Below are 19,718 nucleotides of genomic sequence, written 5' to 3' on the forward strand. Positions count from 1 at the left end.
GAGGCGTCACCGTTACTCCCATCGCGCCCAGGTGCGCTCCTACCGCTCTGTGCGTCGCCGAATTGGTGTCGGTCTGACTTATCGATCGTGGTGGTAACGCCACTGCGCGATCGCAACTGCACTGCAAAAAAACCCGCCTGTGTCCCTGTAGGAGCGCACCCGGGCGCGACGAGGCGTCACCGTTACTCCCATCGCGCCCAGGTGCGCTCCTACGGCTTTGTGCGTGGGTGAGAGTGCTCCGGCGGTCGCGATGCGTCGATGGACAAAGCGTCGCGTTGGCAATCGAGCCATCGGCTGAGGTGCCCTCATCCGCCCTTCGGGCACCTTCTTCCCGATGGGAGAAGGAACAGTGTGTGGCCGCCAGTTTCAACGCGCAGCGTCGCGACGCCCCTGTTTTCCACGCGCATGCTTTGCCGCATACATCGCCTCGTCTGCCGCGTGCATCAGGCTTGCGGCATCGGCCTGGTCACCCTGCTGCCAGGCCACGCCGATGCTGGGCTGGATCGGTAGCCATTGCTCGCCGAACATGGCCCCGGCGGCGGCGGCCTGGCGGATGCGCTCGGCAACACCGCTACACGCTGCCTCGGGCAGCTGCAGGTTGTCCAGCAGCACCACGAACTCATCGCCAGCCAGGCGTGCCACCAGGTAGCGGCCTTCCACGGCGCGCTGCAGGCAGCGCCCGAACTCCATCAGCACCGCATCGCCGGCACGGTGGCCGTAGGTGTCGTTGATGCGCTTGAACCCATCCAGGTCCAGGAACATCACCGCCACGGCGCGCTGCAGTTGCTGTGCCTGCGTCACCGCGTCTTGCAATGCCTCGGTCCAGGCGTGGCGGTTGGGCAGGCCGGTCAGCGCGTCGCGGGTGGCGCGCTCATGCATCAGGCGGTGCAGCGCCTTGTGCGCGGTCACGTCCTGCGCCATCAGGAAGAAGCCTTGCGCACCCGCACGCGAACGGCGGGTTTCCGGCACCAGGGTGATTTCCACATCGCGTGCGGTGCTGCCAGACCGCAGTACGTGTTCGAAACTGGCACGTCGCCCGGCCGCCACCTGCGCCAGTGCAGCGCGGGCGGGAATGCTGAGCGCGGCGCCGAGCAGATGGGTGATGGGCAGGCCGACCAGGCTGGCAGGCTCCACGCCCAGCCAGTCGCGATGCGCTTCATTGGCGAACAGGCAGCGCTGGCTGCCATCGAACTGGCTGACCAGCGCCGGGGTGGCATCGCTGATCGCGCGCAGCCGCGCTTCGCTTTCGGCCAGGCGTTCGGCGGCGACATGCCGCTCGGTGACGTCCTGGACCTGCGACACGAAATGCACCGGCGCGCCGCTGCCATCGCGAACCAGCGACACCGACAACTGCGCCCAGATCACCGCACCCTGCCGGCTGATGTAGCGCTTGGCCAGGCTGTAGCTGTCGCGCTTGCCGTCGATCAGTTCCTGCACCAACTGCAGGTCCATCTGCAGGTCGTCCGGGTGGGTGATCTGCTGGAAGGTGGTGCGCAGCAACTGCTCGCGCGGATACCCCAGGATGCTGCACAGCGATGGATTGACGTCGCGCCAGCTGCCGTCCAGCGACACGATGGCCATGCCCTGCGGTGCGGTTTCGAAGGCGCCGGCGAACCGTTCGGCGGCCAGCTGCGCGGCCGCTTGCGCCTGCAGTTCGGCGGTGACGTCGATGGCCATCGCCAGATAGCCGGCCAGGCCCTGCTGCGCATCGTGGATGATGTTGAAGCACAGCCGCACCCGCCGCAGCTCGCCATCCTTGCGCACCAGCGTCCACAGTTCCACGCCCAGTAAATCGCCAGCGGCGGCGGCCGCCAGCTTTGCATACGACGGCGGCGACAACGCCAGCGTGGCCATATGGCGTTCGAGTTCGGCTTGCAGATGGAACTGCGCGGGGCACCCACCCAGCACCTCGGCTGCGGCATACCCCAGCAGCCGCTCGGCACCGGGATTGAACAACTCCACGCGTCCCTGCGGGTCGAACGCGATGATCGCCACGTCCTTCGAGGCATCCACCAGTGCCTGCAGCCGCGCGCGCTCGGCAGCCAACGCCGCCGAGGCATCCTTGAGCTGGGTGATGTCGTGCATCACGCACACCGCGCCCAGCGCCGAGCCGTTGTCGGCGGCCACCGGGTCGGCATTGCACAGCACGCTGCGTGCGGGCTGGCCGTTGGCGCGGATCACCAGTTCGGCATTGCGGACATGTTCGCCGTGCCAGGCACGCACCAGGGGAATTGCCGCCGTCGGCAGCAGCGTGGTGCCGTCGGCGGCGTACAGATCGAAATGCTGCGCCCATTGCGCAGGCGGCAACACCCGCGGGTCGGTGCCGTGCCAGCGCCGGGCGGCGTGATTGAACTCGCGCAGCAGGCCATCGGTATCGCAGGCCACCACCCCGTCAGGCATGGCTTCCAACAGCATGCTGAGCGTCTGCCGTTGCGCCTGCGCCGCCAGGCGATCACGGCGCGATTCCAGCAGGTTGGCAACCTGATGCGCGAGGCGGATCAGTGCCTGCTTCTGCTCTTCGCCAAGCACGCGCGGACGCGTGCTGAGCGTGCACAGGGTGCCGTAGGTATGGCCCTCGCGGCCGATCAGCGGCACCCCAACATACGAGCGGATGCCCGGAACAGCGGTGACCAGCGGGTTGGCGGCGAAGCGCGGGTCGGCCTCGGCATCGGGCACCTCCATCAGCTCGGTGCCCATCACCGTGTAGGAACAGAACGAGACGCTGCGCGGCGTGCCCTCCAGGTCGGTGCCGCAGCGGGCCTTGAACCACTGCCGGTCGGCATCCAGCAGCGAGACCAGCGCCATCGGTGCGCCGGTGACATGCGCCGCCAGCCAGGCGAGATCGTCGAATTCAGCCTCGGCCTCGGTATCCAGCACGCCCAGCCCGCGCACCGCTTCCACGCGCAAGGCGTCGTTGTCGGGAATCGGCACGGGCGGCAGCAGGGCGGTCATGGCAAAGTCAGGGACAACACGCGCTCAGGTCGGGTCGCCCGAAGTAACGGCGAAGCGACGGTCAACTTAAGCACCGTCTGGATGGGTCCGTTAAGGCGCGGCGACCGGCCAGCGCTGCGGGTGGCGTTGGCGCCAGGGCAACGGCCAGCGGGTATCGGCGCTGCCGACAGGCATGCGCGCCCCGCCGAGCGACGCCGGCAACGCATCCGCCGCGCGCGCTGCCCACCTGCATTTGCAGCGCTGCCAGGCAGCCACTACCCTCGGCCGATTGTCTATCTCCGGGAGTGTCATATGCTGCGTCCGCTGTCCCTGTTGATTGCCGGTGTCCTGGGTGTGACTGCCGGTACCGTCGCCCCCGCCGTGGAGGCCGCCCCGGCCAGTCTGGCCAAGGCAACGACCCGCAGCGCCATTCCCGACATCGGCTACACCCGCTTCACCCTGCCCAACGGCCTGACCGTGATCGTGCACGAGGACCACAAGGCACCGGTGGTGGCGGTGAGCATCTGGTACCACATCGGCTCCGGCGACGAGCCGGCCGGCAAGACCGGCTTTGCGCACCTGTTCGAGCATCTGATGTTCTCCGGCTCGGAGAACAACAAGGGCAGCTTCTTCGCGCCGCTGGAAAAGGTCGGCACCACCGACATGAACGGCACCACCTGGTTCGACCGCACCAATTACTTCGAAACCGTGCCGACCACCGCGCTGGATACCGCGCTGTGGCTGGAATCGGACCGCATGGGCCACCTGCTCGGCGCGATCGGCCAGGAAGAGCTCGATACCCAGCGCGGTGTGGTGCAGAACGAAAAACGCCAGGGCGAGAACCGACCGTACGGCCGCGTGGACCAGAACATCCTGTCCCACCTGTTCCCGGCCAACCACCCCTACCAGCACGACACCATCGGCTCGATGGAAGACCTGGACGCGGCCTCGCTGGGCGACGTCAAACAGTGGTTCAACGACAACTACGGTGCAGCCAACACCACCTTGGTGCTGGCCGGCGACATCACCGTGGCGCAGGCGCGCGCCAAGGCCGCGCAGTATTTCGGCGACATCCCGGCCGGCAAGCCGGTGGCGCGCCAGCAGCCGTGGGTCACCCCGCTGCCGGCGCAGAAGCGTGGCGTACAGCACGACCATGTGTCGCAGCCGCGCATCTACCGCACCTGGGCGGCGCCGCAGCTGGGCACCGACGAGGTGATCCAGTTGGACCTGGCCACCACCGTGCTGGGCGGCGGCAAGACCTCGCGGCTGTATCAGCGCCTGGTGTATCAGGACAATCTGGTCGACGACGTGTCCGCCTCGGTGCAGCCGTTCGCGCTGTCCAGCCAATTGCAGATCCAGGCCGACGTGAAGGACGGCGTGGACCCGGCCAAGGTCGAAGCCATCATCGACGAAGAGCTGAAGACGTTTCTCGCGCAAGGCCCCACCGCCGACGAATTGCAGCGCGCGCAAGTGGCCTACCGCGCCGGCTTCGTGCGTGGGTTGGAAAAAGTGGGCGGCTTCAGTGGCAAGGCGGCGATCCTGGCCGAGGGCCAGGTCTATCGTGGCGACCCGGGCGCCTACAAGCAGGACCTGCAACGCGGCCAGGCGGCCACCGTGGACAGTGTCCGGCGGGCTGCCGCCACCTGGTTCGGCAAGGGCGACTACCTGCTGACCGTCTTGCCGGCTGGCAAGGACTTCGACCCGGCGGCCGAGGACAAGGCGGTGGTGGCACGCGCCGCCGAACCGGGCAAGCCGGCGCCCAAGCTGCCGGCCGCCGCCAGCTACAAGACCGTCGTCAGCACGCTGGATCGCAGCAAGGGCGTGCCGGAGACCAACCAGTTCCCGGACCTGAGCTTCCCCAAGCTGCAGCGCGGCAAGCTGAAGAACGGCATCGAAGTGATCCTGGCCGAGCGCCACACCATCCCGGTCACCCAGGTCGAGCTGCTGTTCGACGCCGGTTATGCCGCCGATCAGGGCAACAAGCTCGGCACAGCCAGCTTCAGCGCCGCGCTGATGAACGAGAGCACCGCCGCGCTGGATTCGGTGGAAGTAGCGCAGCGCCGCCAGCGTCTGGGCGCGATCACGGCGGTGGGCTGCGACCTGGACAGCTGCAGCGCCTCGCTGGATGCGCTCAACGACCAGTTGCAGCCCTCGCTGCAGTTGTTCTCCGACATCGTGCGCAACCCGGCCTTCAAGAGCAGCGATATCGAACGCGTGCGCGGGCAGTGGCTTTCCGGCATCGCGCAAGAAAAGACCCAGCCCAATAGCCTGGCGCTGCGTGCGCTGCCGCCGCTGCTGTTCGGCCAGAACCACCCCTACGGCATCCCGCTCACCGGCAGCGGTACCGAGGCGGCGATCAAGAGCCTCAACGCCAAGGACCTGCAGGCCTTCCACAGCCAGTGGCTGCGCCCGGACAACCTGCGCATCCTGGTGGCCGGCGACACCACCCTGGCGCAGATCATCCCGCAGCTGGACGCGGCGTTCGGCGACTGGAAGGCCCCGGCCACCCCGCTGCCGAAGAAACACCTGGTCGAGGTGGCCGCCCAACCCAAGCCGCGCGTCTATCTCATCAACCGCCCGGACGCGCCGCAGTCGGTGATCCTGGCCGGCCTGCTGGCCCCGTCCACCAAGACGCCGGACAACCTGGCGATCGGCGTGGCCAACGGCGCCTTCGGCGGCACCTTCACCTCGCGCCTGAACATGAACCTGCGCGAGAGCAAGCGCTGGGCCTACGGCGCCGGCACCCGCATGATGGATGCGCAGGGCCAGCGCCCCTACCTGTTCTCCGCGCCGGTGCAGACCGACAAGACCGCCGAGTCGGCCAGCGAGATCCTCAAGGAAGCCACTGCGGTGATCGGCGCCAAGCCGCTGACCAGCGAGGAGATCGAAAAGATCAAGAACCAGCGCATCCGCGCCCTGCCCGGCAGCTTCGAAACCACCGGTGCGGTACTGGGCGCAATCGAAGGCATCGTGCAGTTCGACCGCCCGGACGATTACGTGCAAACCCTCAAGCCGCGTCTGGAAGCGATCGATCAACCCGCGGCGCAGACCGCCATCGCGCAGATCATCAAGCCCGACCCCATGACCTGGGTGATCGTGGGCGACCTGAAGAAGATCGAGGCCCCGGTGCGCGCGCTCAAGCTCGGCCAGGTGCAGGTGCTGGACGCGGACGGCAAGCCGGTCAAGCGCTAACGGCAGCCCCTGCCCGCACCGCACGGCGCAGTTGTCGCCGTGCGGTGCGGCCTGACACAGCGCGTTTTCGCCGGCTGGGCTATCGTGTGCGGCCCTGCGCACTCCGCGCGCCCGTGAACGTCCGTTCCATGTCCGACGAAACACTACGCCAACAGGTACTCGACGGTTATCGCATCGTCGACAGCCTGCCCGAAGACACCTACCAGGACATCGTGCAGGTGGCCGCTTCGTTGTGCGAGACACCCATCGCGGTGATGTCGCTGGTGGACCGCGATCGCCAATGGTTCAAGGCACAGCTGGGCCTCGGCCTGGGCCTGCGGCAGACCGACCGCAGCCAGGCGGTGTGCGACTACGCCATCCGCGAGCCCGGCAACCTGCTGGAAGTCCCCGACCTGACCCAGGACCCGCGTTTTCGCGAGATCTCCGTGGTCACCGGCGATACCGGCGCGCGCTTCTACGCCGGCATGCCGCTGGTGACTTCCGAGGGCGTGGCGCTGGGCACCGTCTGCGTGCTGGACACCGAACCGCGCCGGCTCAACGACACCCAGCGCACCGGGCTGCAGGCCTTGGCGCGGGTCACCATGAACCTGTTGGATGCACGTCAGCAGGCGCTGCAACAGCAGCGCGATGCCCTGCTGCAGCCAGCGGCCGAAGTGCCGGCCACCGCGCAGGCCGCTACGGACGAACCGTATCGACTGGTGATCCTGGAGGTACAGGAACTGGCCGCCCTGGCCGAACGCCAGAGCGAACGCCTGCTCGGCCGCAGCCTGCAGCAACTGGACCAGGCCTTTGCCGCGCTGGTGCAGGGCCCTGGCAACAGCATCGACCGGGTGACCGACAGCGCCGAGTTCATCGCCGTGCTGCGCGGCCCCGACAGCGAACGCACATTGCAGGCCCTGCGCGAAATGGCCGGCCAACAACAGGCGCTGGGCCTGACCGTGTTGGTGGGCCAGGCACGCGCCACGCGCGCGAACGAGCCGATCGGGCAGGTGTTCCTGCGCGCGGAAGTGGCGTTGAGCGCGGAAAAGGACCGCTACCGCCCACATCCGGCGTGACCCTGGCGTGGGGGCGTCGACGGATGTTGGGACGAGCCGACCTGCGAGCCGGCCTGGTAGAAGCACTCACTGGTAGAGGCACTCACCGTCAGCGGCACGACAATGGCACTGCTGGCGCCAGCTGCCACTGCGCCACGCGCTCGCTGCCGCTGACAGCCAAGCTCCTGCAACGCCGCCGCTGCGTTGCGCGCCTTGCCCAGCCAGCCCACCCGCGGCTGCGGCGCATCTGCCCAGCTCACCCCACCGCGCACTGCCGCAATTGTCGATCCGCATACCACAGCGCGCGGCGCGCCAGATCGTAGGCGCTGTCCAGCTGGCGCGGCAGCAGCTGCGCGGCCATCACCGGATCGGCGCCGTGGTTGAGCGCATGTTCGGCGCGTTCCAGATCCGACAGATGCGTGCGTACCGGCGACAGCAGCAAGGTGCGCCTGGACGCCTCGCAACGCGTGCTGCGCTGTTCCAGCGTCGCCAGGGCCTGGCGGATGCGGCGGCTGGCCTCGCCCTTCAGGTCGGGCGGCGTCTCGTGCGCGATGGGCGCGGCCTTGTAGGCATCGCCGGTCGCCTCGCTACCAAGCTCGGCCTGGTTTCCGGCCAGGGCAGGATTGAAGCGCACGTCCGGCGGCGGCCGCGCCGTGGCCACCTGCGTCTGCGGCCCATTGATCATGGCGTTGAACTTCTTCATGCCGCGGTCCACTTCCTGCATCGCCACATCGCCCAGCGTGCCATCGCTTTTCCAGTCCTTGGCGAAGCGCGTCTGCTGGTATTGCACCGGGTTGACCCGTTCCATCACGTTGCGTGCCCTGGCTTGCGCGCGCGCGTCGGCCATGCCGGGCGGGACTGCATCACCCGGCGGCGCCATCGGGTCCTGCTGCGTGTCGGGCGGCAGGCGCAACTTGCCATCGCGGGTGTACAGCTGGGCGGCCATCGGGTCGGCGGCCGGCGTACGGGCCGCGGCCACCTGGCGTTGCGGCGGCGGGGTGCGCGTGGGCGGCGGTGCACGACGCGCCGTCGCCGTCGCTGCCTGCGTCGTCGCACGCGGGCGCGGCCTGGAGTCGCGCGATGGCTGCGCCGGCGCCGGCGCGTATGCTGGCGGGCGTGGCACGAAGTCCACCTGAAGCCTGTCGTCATGTCGTACGCCCTGGCGCGGCGGTGGCAGGTACAGCAACAGGCAGGCGAAGAAGAACAGGATGGCGCCGGTACATGCGGCGGCGGCTGCATGCGCAACAAGCGCGTCCTTCCGGCGGATAGTCACAATGCGGCCGACCGATGCGAAGAGGGGGAAAAACGGGCACGGCATCGGCGAGGGCGATGCACGACGCGCCAATCTAGCCGGCGCCGCGTGCACGCGCGTTTGAAATTCGTTGTCCGGCCCGCGCGTGCCAGCCGCCATTCACATTGCGCACGCGCTGCTGCGACAGGCCTGTCCTGCAGGCAGCGCGCAACGCTGCCGCCCATGCCGCAGCAGACGGGCACGGCGCCCCCGACGCATCGTCCCTGCGCACGCCGCCGCGTTGCAATCCCTGGCGCGCATCTTGCATCGCGTCCTGGTGATCCAGTGCAACGCGGCGCTGCTCAAGCTGGTTGCCCGGATGCCGATAGGCCTGGATCGGCACACGTCGCGGCGGCGCGCCGGATCACCGTGCCGGCTTCCGTCACCCGCGCGTGCACGGGGCCGCACCCCGGTCCCGCCCGTTACCCCGGTCGTTTACCATGCCCTACGCCACTGTCCGTCCTGGAGATGCCATGAGTTCTGCCGCGCCCCCGTGTTGCACGTCGCTGCTCGGCCTGTCGCTGGGCATGTTCGTTGCGCCGTGCACACTGACCGCCGCGCCGCTGGACACTCCGGTCGTCAACGTGCCGGCCTCCACGCCGCCCACACCGGATCTGGCCTACCCGGAGCTGTTCCAGGCGGTGCAACGCGGGGAACTGTTCGATGACCAGAAACATTTCGTCGATTTCCTGCCGCTGCGCGACCCTGCACTCATCAACGCCGATTACCTGGCCCAGCACGACCACCCCGGCTTCGATCTGCGCCGTTTTGTGGATGCCAATTTCGAGGAATCGCCGCCGGTGCAGACCGACGCGATCCGCCAGGACACCGCACTGCGCGAGCATATCGACCTGCTGTGGCCCAAGCTGGTGCGTCGCCAGGCGCAGGTGCCGCCGCACAGCAGCCTGCTGGCGCTGCCGCACCCGTACGTGGTGCCAGGCGGGCGCTTCCGCGAGGTGTACTACTGGGATTCTTACTTCACCATGCTGGGCCTGGTGAAGAGCGGACAGACCACGCTCAGCCGCCAGATGCTGGACAACTTCGCCTACCTGATCGACACCTACGGGCACATTCCCAACGGCAACCGCAATTATTACCTGAGCCGCTCGCAGCCACCGTTCTTTTCCTACATGGTGGAGCTGCAGGCCGGCGTGGAAGGCGAGGCGGTCTATCAACGCTACCTGCCGCAATTGCAGCGGGAATATGCCTACTGGATGCAGGGCAGCGATGGCCTCAAGCCCGGCGAGGCCACGCGCCATGTGGTGCGCCTGGCCGATGGCAGCGTCCTTAACCGCTACTGGGACGAACGCGATACGCCGCGCCCGGAAGCCTGGTTGCACGACACCCGTACCGCTGCCGACGCGGGTGATCGCCCGGCTGCCGAGGTCTACCGCGACCTGCGTGCCGGTGCGGAAAGTGGCTGGGATTACTCCAGCCGCTGGCTGGCCGACGGGCAGCACCTGCACACCATCCGCACCACGGCCATCGTGCCGATCGATCTCAATAGCCTGCTGTATCACCTGGAGCGCACCCTGGCCCAGGCCTGCGCGCAACCCGGCGCCGAGTGCGCGCTGGACTACGCCGCGCTGGCGCAGCAACGCAAACAGGCCATCGATGCGCACCTGTGGAATGCGGCCGGCTATTACGCCGACTACGACTGGCAGACCAAGACCTTGAGCAATCAGATCACGGCGGCCGCGCTCTATCCGCTGTTTACCGGGCTGGCCTCGGACGCGCACGCCAAAGGCACCGCCACCACCGTGCGTGCGAGGCTGCTCCGTCCAGGCGGCCTGGCCACCACCGCAGTGAAGACCGGCCAGCAATGGGACGAGCCCAATGGCTGGGCACCACTGCAATGGATTGCGGTGGACGGCCTGCGCCGCTATGGCCAGGTCGCACTGGCGCGCACTATCGGCGAGCGTTTCCTCTCCCAGGTGCAGGCACTGTTCGCACGCGAACACAAGCTGGTCGAGAAGTACGGCCTGGACGCCGACGCGGCCGGTGGTGGTGGCGGCGAATACGCCCTGCAGGATGGGTTCGGCTGGACCAACGGCGTCACCTTGATGCTGTTGAACCTGTATCCCTCGCCGGCGACCACCCCCGCCCCGCGCAAGGCCAAGCGCAAGCGCGCGCCCGCCGCGCCCTGATCCGGTCGCGTCGCCCTGCACGCCGTCGCACGGAAACCGGCGGGTATCATGCGTACTCTTTCACTCCAGGATGGAACGCATGGCCGTACGCACGCTCAACGAATTTCTCGCCCACTCCAAGGAAAAGGACCTCAGCCCCGATCCCTTCGAGCTGGAAAACCCGCATCTGCTGGAAGTGCGCCTCAACGGCATGGTGTGGTCCAAGGCCGGCGCCATGGTCGCGCGCACCGGCAACGTCAAGTTCACGCGCGAAGGCCTGCTGGAACAGGGCCTGGGCAATCTGCTGAAAAAGGCGGTCAGCGGCGAAGGCATGCAGCTGATGAAGGCCGAAGGCCAGGGCCGCGTGTATCTGGCCGATGTCGGCAAGCTGGTCACGCTGCTGCGCTTGAACGGCGAGTCGATCTTCGTCAACGGCAATGATGTGTTGGCGTTCGAATCCGGCATCGAACACAAGATCACCATGATGCGCAAAGTGGCCGGCATGCTCTCCGGCGGCCTGTTCAACGTGCGCCTGAGCGGCCACGGCATCGTGGCGATCACCTCGCATTACGAACCGTTGACCCTGCCGGTCACCGCCGCCAGCGGCCCGATATTCACCGACCCCAATGCCACCGTGGCCTGGTCGGGCACGCTCACCCCGGAACTGGTCACCGATGTGTCGCTGGGCACGCTGTTTGGCCGCGGCTCGGGCGAAAGCCTGCAGATGCGTTTTGCTGGAGAAGGCTGGGTGGTGGTGCAACCCTATGAAGAAGTCAGCTTCCAGGCCAAGGGCTGATCCTGGCCCCGCGTAGGAGCGCACCCGGGCGCGAGGGGCCTTCCCAGTAAAGCCTCGTCGCGCCCGGGTGCGCTCCTACGACGCTTACGGTCGCGCTACGCGATCGGGCAACCCATCTGCACACAGACGCCGCACCGGGTAGGAGCGCACCTGGGCGCGAGGCCTTGACCGATGACAATCAAACTCCTGGGCTCCCACGATGCGCTGGCCACCCATCACACCCAGCCGCGCTTGCGGAACCACGCCAGCGGAATCAGCACGCTCAGCGCGATCGCGCCCAACGCCCAGAAGTAGTGGTCGTGCCCCTTGAGTTCGGGCATGTAGGCGAAGTTCATGCCCCAGATACCGACCAGCACGGTGGGCGGAATGCCGACCACCGACGCTACCGCCATCACCTTCATCACATTGTTCTGGTCCATGTTGATCATGCCCAGCACGCTGTCGAGCAGGAACTCGATGCGGTCGTCCATGTGCTGATGGAATTCGCTCAAGGTGGCCAGGTCCTTGTGCAGCAGTCCGATCCGCTTGGCCGCATCGGCACCGAACCACTCGGGCGCGCTGCTGTCCAGGTAGGTCACCAGCCGCAACAAGCCCTGCCCCGCGCCATGTAGCCCGCCCAGCTGCCGGCCCATGCCACCGACATGGCGCAGCATGCGTTCCAGGTCGCGGGTCTTGTGCGGGTTGTCGAACACCTGCCGGGTGGTCTCGGTGACGGCCGCTTCCAGGGCTTCCAGCCGGTCTGCCAGACGCCCGACCAACTGGTCGAACATGCGCAGCAGCAGATCGTCGGAACGGTGGCAGGGCTCGTGTTCCAGCCGCGCGGTCAAGGCCTCCAGCGAGCCGATGCGTTGCTCGCGCAGGGTCACCAGCATGGTCGGCGACAGTGCAAAGCCCAGCGGCGCGGTGGGGCCATCGTCGTCCTGGAAGCGCGGCACGTTGAGGAACAGCACCTCGCCCTGTCGGCGCACCCGGCTGGAAAATTCGATCTCGCCGATCGCCGCGCGGTCCGGCAGCGCGAAACCCACCCGCCTGGTGGCCTCGGCGAGTTCCTGCGCAGTGGGCTGGCACAGGTCCACCCAGCAGCCCTGCGCGTGCTCGGTTCCGGTTATCGGGTGGATCGTCATCATGCGGCAGGCCCTGCTGAACAGTGGCCGCGAGCATCCCGTGCGGCCCCATCCACGTCAACGACGCGCACTCATCGACTCAGCTGCCGGTGATCTTCATCAGCGCGGCGTGCACTGGCCGCGCACATGCCACACGCAGCGCTCAGGCCGCGCCAGGCCTGCGCCCCTTGAGCGCATAGCCGATCGCCAGGACCAGGAACCACACCGGGCTGGCCAGCAGCGCCTGGCGCGTATCGGCCTGCAAGGTCAGCAGCACGATGACGAAGGCAAAGAACGCCAGGCACAGGTAACACATCAACACGCCGCCAGGCATCTTGAACTGCGATACCGCGTGCTGCCCGGGGCGCTTGCGGCGATAGGCGATGTAGGCGCACAGGATCAGCGACCACACGAACATGAAGAGCACCGCCGACAAGGTGGTGACCAGCGTGAAGGCCGTCACCAGATTGGGGATCAGATACACCAGCATCGCGCCCAGCAGCAGGCACACGCAGGAGAACAGCAGGCCGCGCGCCGGCACCGCCGCGCGCGAGAGCTTGGAGAAACCCTTGGGTGCATGCCGCTCTTCGGCCAGGCCGTAGAGCATGCGGCTGGTGGAAAAGATGCCGCTGTTGGCCGACGAGGTGGCCGAGGTCAGCACCACGAAGTTGATGAGGCTCGCCGCCGCCGGCACGCCGGCCAGCACGAACAGCTCCACGAACGGGCTCTTGTCGGCCACCACCTGCCGCCAGGGCGTCACCGCCATGATGGCGATCAGCGCCAGCACGTAGAAGATCAGGATCCGCACCGGAATCGAATTGATCGCCTTGGGCAGGTTGCGGCGTGGGTCGGCGGTTTCGGCGGCGGTAGTGCCCACCAGCTCGATGCCGACAAAGGCGAACACCGCGATCTGGAACCCGGCAAAGAATCCGCCGATGCCCATCGGGAACATGCCGCCGTCGTTCCACAGGTTCGCCAGCGAGGCCACGTTGCCCGAGGGCGAACGGAAGCCCCATGCCACCAACCCGGCACCGGTGACGATCAGTGCGCAGATGGCGAGGATCTTGATGAGTGCGAACCAGAACTCCATTTCGCCAAACAGTTTCACCGTGACCAGATTCAGTGCCAACAGCAACAGCACGCAGGCGATGGCGGGTATCCACGGCGCCAGGCCTGGAAACCAGAACTGCGCATAGGCGGCAATGGCGATCACATCGGCGATGGCGGTAATGATCCAACAGAACCAGTAGGTCCATCCGCAGAAGAATCCGGCCCAGGGGCCGAGCAGATCGGTGGAGAAATCGATGAACGACTTGTATTCCAGGTTGGACAGCAGCAGCTCGCCCATCGCGCGCATCACGAAGAACAGCATTGCGCCGATGATGAGGTAGACGAACAGGATCGACGGCCCGGCCAGGCTGATGGTCTTGCCCGAGCCCATGAACAAGCCGGTGCCGATCGCCCCACCGATCGCGATCAGTTGCAGGTGGCGATTGGAAAGGCTGCGTTGCAGATGGTCGGGCGCAGACGGATCGGACATGGCACGGCACCGGCAAGTGAACAAGCCGTCAAAAATACGAGATCGCGCCGGTTGGCACCAGAGGGCTGCGCCGCCAGCCGCTCGGGACGGCAGGATGCACGGCGGCACCCATGACCACGCCTCATCGCGCCGCGCGGGATCGGCACGCGGGATCGGCGACGCTGACAGGCGATGGCACTGCAGGCAGATCCGCAGCACCCGGCGCGAACGACGGACCTTTGTTCCAGTACGGCCATCTTCCCGACGTCGCTGGCACACTTCGGTTCGCTTCCTTGACTGCGCGCACGGACGCTGTGCGCCTGATGCTGGTCTGCTGCCCAGCCGTCCTCCAGGAGACCGTCATGCAGCTGCGCAGCCATCTACTGCTTGCACTCGCGGCACTGACCCCGCTGACCTGCGGGGCCATGCAGGTCGATGCCCACGGCCAGCTCGTCGATGCCCGAGGGCGGACACTGCAGATTCACGGCGTGACCTGGCCAGGCTTCGATCGCAGCACCCTGGCGGCCACCGGCCTGCGTGACAGCACACTCGCGCAGCAACTGGATCGGATGCAGGCCTCGCAGATCACCGCCCTGCGGCTGCCGCTGTGCGCCGCCGTGCTCCAGGGCAGGCCGGTGGCTGCCGACGATGTGGCCGGCGACCCTGCACTGCGTGGCCTGAATTCCCTGCAGCTCGTCGATGCGGTGGTGCGCAACGCAACCCAGCGCGGCATGCAGGTCCTGTTCGCCTTTGCCGCTGGCGGCTGCGACGACGACCCGCCGCAGTTGGGCACGACACCGCAATCGCAGGCATGGATGCAGGGCCTGGCCACCCTGGCGCGTCGCTATCGCAGCAACACCGGCGTGATCGGCATCGATCTTGGCAGCAGCGGCTATCGCAATGCGACCTGGGCCGGAACCACCGCCGGGGCGGACTGGGGCCGCCTGGCGGCACGTGCAGCCGACAGCGTGCTGGCGCAGGCGCCGCACTGGGTGGTGGGGGTGGAAGGCGTGGGCAGCAACGCGGTGTGCAGCGATCCGGCACGCAAGGCCGCCGGCAGCAATTTGCAGCCGTTGGCCTGTGCACCGCTGCGCATCCCGGCCCGGCAACTGGTGCTACTGCCCAAGCTGGCAGGGCCGGACCGCGACGCTGCCGAGACGTTCGCGTCGCCAGACTTCGCGCAGGCGCTGCCCGCGCTGTGGCAGCGCGATTTCGGCCAGTTCGCCGCCGATCACGCGGTGATCCCGGTCAGCATCGGCGGGGGCCTGGGCGATGGCGATCCGCGCGATGCGGCCTGGCAGCAGGCGTTGAGCGGCTATCTGGCCGGCAGCGGCCTGCGCAGCGCGTTCCTCGGCAGCTGGGAGCCGGGCAATGCCAACAACGGTGGCCTGCTTGCACCGGATGGCCGCCCGCGCGTGGACAAGCTGCAGATCCTGCACCGGGCCTGGGGCATCGCGCCGGTTGCACGCGCCGCCACTGTATCCACTGCAGCCGCACGCAGTGATGCCGCCTGGAACAGCACCTTCACCGGCACCGCGACGTACACCGGCTCGGGCTACTCCGGCGGTGCGCTGCTGCTGGATCCGATTCCAAGCACCGCCTTCATCACCGCGCTCAATCCCACCCAGTTGAACTACGGCGGGGTGAAAGCGGCGCTCGCCGGTGCGTATCTGGAAGTGACCGGCCCCAAGGGCACGACCACCGTCTATGTGACCGACCTGTACCCGGAAGGCGCCTCCGGTGGACTGGATCTGTCTCCCAATGCGTTCGCGGCGATCGGCAACATGGCCGATGGACGCATCCCCATCAGCTGGAAGGTGATGCGCGCGCCGGTGTCAGGCAATGTGCAGTACCGCATCAAGGAAGGCAGCTCGCGCTGGTGGGCAGCGATCCAGGTGCGCAACCATGCCTATCCGGTGGTCAAGTTCGAGGTGAAGCAGGGCACGACCTGGAAAAGCCTGCAAAAAATGGACTACAACCACTTCCTGGGCGAGCAGCTCGGCAACCAGCCCTTGGTCATTCGCATCACCGACATCCGCGGCAAGACCATCACCGACACGCTTGCCGCCCTGTACGAAGACGGCAGCCACCCGGCGTATTTCCAGGCGGGCAACGTGCAGTTTCCATGAGTTGCCGCAGCGATGGCGCCACTGCCCTGGCACGGGACCAGTCAGCGCTAGGCGCCAACGCCTGGCCAATCCCGAATGCCAACGCCCCAATCCCGAACTAAACGATCTTGGTCCGCCGCCACCACCGCGACACCTGCTCTTCGCGCACCAGCGTGAACAGCCCGGCCCCCAGGATCAGCGCGATCCCCACGCCCATCGGCCAGTCCAGGCGGTCGTGGAACAGCAGGTAGCCGAACGCAATCGCCCACAGCATCTGGCTGTATTGGGTGGGCGCCACCACGCTGACCGGCGCCAGGCGCGTGGCGTACATCATGCAGATGGCCGCCAATCCGGCGAGCAGGCCATAGCCGGCCAGCAGGCCCCACTGATACAGCGACGGCCAGACGAAGCTCGGCAACATCAGGATGCCGCCCATCACCAATGGGCCGATGACGCCGGCACCGTACAGCGTCAAGCGCTTTTCGCCATGCCCGGCCATGCGCAGCGCGATCACCGAAATCGCCCCGACCAGCCCGCACACGATCGCCGCCACATGCCCGTGGGTGAGATGCCGAAACCCGGGGCGCAGCACGATCAGCACGCCGATGAAGCCGACGATCACCGCGCTCCAGCGCCGCCAGCGCACTTCCTCCTTGAGAAAGATCACCGACAGCACGGTGACGAAGATCGGCATCAGGAAGATCAGCGCAAACGCCTCGGCCATCGGCAAGGTGGTGAAGGCGATCACCGAGGTCAGGTTGCCGATGGCGCCGGTGAGCGCCCGTAGCAGCCATAAGGCCGGCTGCTTGGCCATCACCAGGTCGCGCAACCTGTCATCGGGCTTCTTCAGGAACGGCACCGCCACCAGCATCAGCAGCGCACCCAGAAACAGCACCTCGTAGACCGGCAAGCTGCCTTCGAGCAGCTTCACGAATGCATCGCTGATCGCATACGCCGCATAACAGGCGAATCCCAACAGCACACCCTTCAACATTGCCGGCACTCCATGGTTCATACCGATCCGGGCGAGCGCATGGATGCGGAAAACGTCGAGTATGCGCGGTGACGCGGGTCCACGGAACCGTAGCGGCCGTTGCCAGCGCCCCGCCGATGTAGCACTGCCGCCAACCGCCTCGCCTACGGCCAGGGTAGGCAATCGGCGGCGGCGCGGCGGCCGATGTCCTGCCGCGATGGGTCGGTTACGATGGGGCATCCTTCCCCAGGCCGCGCACGCGTCCACCCACCGTGCCCCATTATTCCGGACCGCTGCTCACCTGTTCCGATGCCCAGGCGTTGCTGGCAGCACGCAGTGCCGGCCTGGCCACGTGGGCCGGTTCGCTGGACCTGGGCCGCAGCACCGATACCGTGCAACTCGCGGTGCAGACCTGGCAGTGGCGCGGTCGCGGCTATCCCTATCCCGGCACGCTCAAGGACCGCACGCTGTATTTCTGGGACGGCGAGGATTTCGCGCCGATCTCCCGCTACAGCGGCGCCTTGATCAAGCTGGTGCCTACCGCCTGGGGCGCACCCACCTTCGAGATCGATGGCATCAAGATGCTGCCGTCGGCGCAGCTGTCGCCGTTCGAGGATGCGCGCCGCAAGGTGGCGCTGGTGGACCCGCGTGGCAAGACCGTGCTGGATACCTGCGGCGGGCTGGGCTACTTCGCGGCGTGTTGCCTGGAAGATGGTGTGGCGCAGCTGCGCTCATTCGAGAAGAACGCCGACGTGCTGTGGTTGCGTACGCTCAACCCGTGGTCGCCGGACCCGGAGGCGGCAGCGGCCGGCGGGCGCCTGCAGCTGATCCATGCCGACGTGTCGCAGCAGATCGCCACGCTTGCGGACGACTCGGTGGACGCCATCCTGCACGACCCACCGCGCTTCGGCATTGCCGGCGAGCTGTATTCGCAGGCTTTCTACGATCACCTGGCACGGGTGCTGCGCCGTGGCGGGCGGCTGTTCCACTACACCGGCGCGCCCAACCGACTCACCAGCGGGCGCGATGTGCCCAATGAGGTGAGCAAGCGGCTTGCCAAGGCCGGTTTCAGTACCCAACTCGCGCTCGACGGCGTGTTGGCCACCTTGCCCACGCGCCGATAACGCACGCTGCGCGCCGCGTGGCTGCCGGGCGGATCTGCAGACGCGCACGTTGCATGCGCGCGCATATCTCGCCGGTGGCATGCCAGAGCCAGACAGTGTGTCCAGCGCCCGCCAGCGCGATTCAAGTGCCGACGCCGACCGGAAGGAGAGCGTTTGCGGCGACGACACCTGGCCCAAACGCGATAAGCGACCGGCAAGCCGCCCGCAACGCAGGCGATAAGCACGGCGCCGGGCCGACGTGCAGGCGTCGTCGCTGCTGATTCGGGAGCCCCAGCCGTGCACGCCGCGGCTGCATAGCCGTGGTATCAGCTGCTTTCGGGAGCCGAGCAACGCGCACCTATGTGCTTGAGTCGCTGCTGCGATCGCCTGGCGGCCGAGCAGCCTGAGTAAGGAGGGCTTCCCGCCCTGCCGCAGTTTCCAACCCAACGACCGCCGGGCTCGAAGCGACGGTCCGCTGCTGCTGGTCGTCCAGGCCGAATATCAGGGTGCGATGCGCCGCCACGCCGGCCATCGCGCCGCTGGCGACGGCAAAGGCCACCGATGCGGCCGGGTTGGCGACATCGCCGCAGGCAAATACGCCTGGCACCGTGGTGGCCTGCAGCGCATCCACCGCGATATGGCTCCCCAATGGCCCATCGTTGCCGCCACAGCCCAGCTGCGCCACCAAAGGGCTGAGGGTGCTGCGTGGGGTGACGAACACGCCATCCAGCGCAAACACCTGGCCATCGCGTAGTAGCACCTCCAGCGATTGGCCCTCCCCTTGCAGCGCGGCCACCGCGCCGGCGACCAGCTGCACACCGCGCGCCTGCAGGTGCCGGTGCTGCGCCTCGTCCAGCACCAGCGTGTCATTCAAGAACAGGCGGGTAGCGCCCCAGTCCGGCAGCATCGCCGCCTGGTGCGCCGCGAACGCCGAGGTTGCCAGCACCCCGATGGTCCCCTGCTGTAGCTCGTAGCCGTGGCAATAGGGGCACACGAAGACCTGCCTGCCCCAGCGCTCGGCCAGCCCGGCGATCGTGGGCAATTGGTCGACCACGCCGGTGGCCAGGATCAGGCGGCGTGCGCTGTGGCGGCTGCCATCGGCCAGCGCGACCTCGAAGGCATCGGCCCGCCCACTTAGCTGCGTCACCTGCCCGTCGACCCACTGCACGGTGGGGTACGCCAGCACCTGCGCATGCGCTTCGGCGGCAATCTGAGCCGGCGATGCGCCATCGCGACCAAGAAAACCGTGCGAGGTCGCCGCGAAACGGTTGCGCCGTTGGCCGCCATCGACCACCAACACCGCGCGCCGCGCGCGCGCCAATTGCAGGGCGGCGGACAGCCCCGCGTAGCTGCCGCCAATGATGATTACCTCGTGCTGCATGTCCGCTCCCGGTCGCCACGCCATTAACGTACTTTTCGATGTTACATGAAAAGACAAGCAGCTCAACCCCTAGTCCACTGAATCATTGAAATCGGATGCAATGTCCCCAGATATCGATGCATGCAAAGACCCCCACTAACGATCGAACAGCGCGCTGAACT

General features: G+C 67.4%; 10 protein-coding genes and 2 pseudogenes. 6 read left to right on the forward strand and 6 right to left on the reverse strand.

Translation table 11 applies throughout. From position 1 onward, the window contains the following. Window positions 1–366 precede the first annotated feature (366 nt). A pseudogene (locus tag XcuCFBP2542_RS04860) lies at window positions 367–3,158 on the reverse strand (PAS domain S-box protein). 85 nt (window positions 3,159–3,243) lie between these two features. On the opposite strand from XcuCFBP2542_RS04860, the gene XcuCFBP2542_RS04865 reads away from it, so the two are divergent. Together XcuCFBP2542_RS04865 and XcuCFBP2542_RS04870 are read left to right on the forward strand one after the other, a co-directional pair. Next, window positions 3,244–6,123, forward strand: coding sequence for a M16 family metallopeptidase (locus XcuCFBP2542_RS04865; RefSeq protein WP_104602480.1), 2,880 nt, complete (start codon window positions 3,244–3,246; stop codon window positions 6,121–6,123). A gap of 128 nt (window positions 6,124–6,251) precedes the next feature. Next, window positions 6,252–7,178, forward strand: a complete 927-nt coding sequence (locus XcuCFBP2542_RS04870) for a GAF domain-containing protein (protein ID WP_104602481.1) — start codon at window positions 6,252–6,254, stop codon at window positions 7,176–7,178. Between the two features lie 235 nt (window positions 7,179–7,413). On the opposite strand, the gene XcuCFBP2542_RS04875 is transcribed toward XcuCFBP2542_RS04870, so the two are convergent. Continuing rightward, window positions 7,414–8,430: a hypothetical protein gene (locus XcuCFBP2542_RS04875; protein WP_167526950.1), complete on the reverse strand. Its 1,017-nt coding sequence runs from the start codon at window positions 8,428–8,430 to the stop codon at window positions 7,414–7,416. A 491-nt stretch (window positions 8,431–8,921) separates the two neighbouring features. On the opposite strand from XcuCFBP2542_RS04875, the gene treA reads away from it, so the two are divergent. Next, entirely contained in the window at window positions 8,922–10,595 is a 1,674-nt protein-coding gene (gene treA, locus XcuCFBP2542_RS04885; RefSeq protein ID WP_104602484.1) for an alpha,alpha-trehalase TreA, read from the forward strand. 79 nt (window positions 10,596–10,674) lie between these two features. Further along, entirely contained in the window at window positions 10,675–11,370 is a 696-nt protein-coding gene (locus XcuCFBP2542_RS04890; RefSeq protein ID WP_104602508.1) for an AIM24 family protein, read from the forward strand. A gap of 215 nt (window positions 11,371–11,585) precedes the next feature. Here XcuCFBP2542_RS04890 and XcuCFBP2542_RS04895 read toward each other — a convergent pair whose 3' ends face one another. Together XcuCFBP2542_RS04895 and cycA are read right to left on the reverse strand one after the other, a co-directional pair. Next, the gene (locus XcuCFBP2542_RS04895) at window positions 11,586–12,497 is read right to left on the reverse strand and encodes a CorA family divalent cation transporter (protein WP_104602485.1); all 912 of its coding nucleotides are present in this window, start codon (window positions 12,495–12,497) and stop codon (window positions 11,586–11,588) included. A 139-nt stretch (window positions 12,498–12,636) separates the two neighbouring features. Beyond that, window positions 12,637–14,013: a D-serine/D-alanine/glycine transporter gene (gene cycA, locus XcuCFBP2542_RS04900; RefSeq protein ID WP_104602486.1), complete on the reverse strand. Its 1,377-nt coding sequence runs from the start codon at window positions 14,011–14,013 to the stop codon at window positions 12,637–12,639. Window positions 14,014–14,354: 341 nt separating this feature from the next. On the opposite strand from cycA, the gene XcuCFBP2542_RS04905 reads away from it, so the two are divergent. Continuing rightward, a complete protein-coding gene (locus tag XcuCFBP2542_RS04905; protein ID WP_104602509.1) occupies window positions 14,355–16,121 on the forward strand; it encodes an expansin EXLX1 family cellulose-binding protein in 1,767 nt (588 codons plus the stop codon). A gap of 97 nt (window positions 16,122–16,218) precedes the next feature. On the opposite strand, the gene XcuCFBP2542_RS04910 is transcribed toward XcuCFBP2542_RS04905, so the two are convergent. Further along, the gene (locus XcuCFBP2542_RS04910; RefSeq protein ID WP_167526951.1) at window positions 16,219–17,094 is read right to left on the reverse strand and encodes a DMT family transporter; all 876 of its coding nucleotides are present in this window, start codon (window positions 17,092–17,094) and stop codon (window positions 16,219–16,221) included. 251 nt (window positions 17,095–17,345) lie between these two features. Between XcuCFBP2542_RS04910 and XcuCFBP2542_RS04915 the strand changes: the two genes are divergently transcribed. Next, window positions 17,346–18,197 carry a class I SAM-dependent methyltransferase gene (locus XcuCFBP2542_RS04915; RefSeq protein ID WP_104602487.1) on the forward strand — a complete coding sequence of 284 codons (852 nt, stop codon included), beginning with the start codon at window positions 17,346–17,348 and terminating at the stop codon, window positions 18,195–18,197. Window positions 18,198–18,666: 469 nt separating this feature from the next. On the opposite strand, the pseudogene XcuCFBP2542_RS04920 reads toward XcuCFBP2542_RS04915, so the two are convergent. Continuing rightward, a pseudogene (locus XcuCFBP2542_RS04920) lies at window positions 18,667–19,557 on the reverse strand (NAD(P)/FAD-dependent oxidoreductase); the annotation flags it as partial. Window positions 19,558–19,718 lie beyond the last annotated feature (161 nt).

It is taken from the genome of Xanthomonas cucurbitae, assembly GCF_002939885.1.
GTDB classification, from domain to species: domain Bacteria; phylum Pseudomonadota; class Gammaproteobacteria; order Xanthomonadales; family Xanthomonadaceae; genus Xanthomonas; species Xanthomonas cucurbitae.

Coding starts and splice junctions, on each gene's coding strand:
- XcuCFBP2542_RS04865 (WP_104602480.1), top strand. CDS start 3,244: ATGCTGCGTCCGCTGTCCCTGTTGATTGCCGGTGTCCTGGGTGTGACT.
- XcuCFBP2542_RS04870 (WP_104602481.1), top strand. CDS start 6,252: ATGTCCGACGAAACACTACGCCAACAGGTACTCGACGGTTATCGCATC.
- treA (WP_104602484.1), top strand. CDS start 8,922: ATGAGTTCTGCCGCGCCCCCGTGTTGCACGTCGCTGCTCGGCCTGTCG.
- XcuCFBP2542_RS04890 (WP_104602508.1), top strand. CDS start 10,675: ATGGCCGTACGCACGCTCAACGAATTTCTCGCCCACTCCAAGGAAAAG.
- XcuCFBP2542_RS04895 (WP_104602485.1), bottom strand. CDS start 12,497: ATGATGACGATCCACCCGATAACCGGAACCGAGCACGCGCAGGGCTGC.
- cycA (WP_104602486.1), bottom strand. CDS start 14,013: ATGTCCGATCCGTCTGCGCCCGACCATCTGCAACGCAGCCTTTCCAAT.
- XcuCFBP2542_RS04905 (WP_104602509.1), top strand. CDS start 14,355: ATGCAGCTGCGCAGCCATCTACTGCTTGCACTCGCGGCACTGACCCCG.
- XcuCFBP2542_RS04910 (WP_167526951.1), bottom strand. CDS start 17,094: ATGTTGAAGGGTGTGCTGTTGGGATTCGCCTGTTATGCGGCGTATGCG.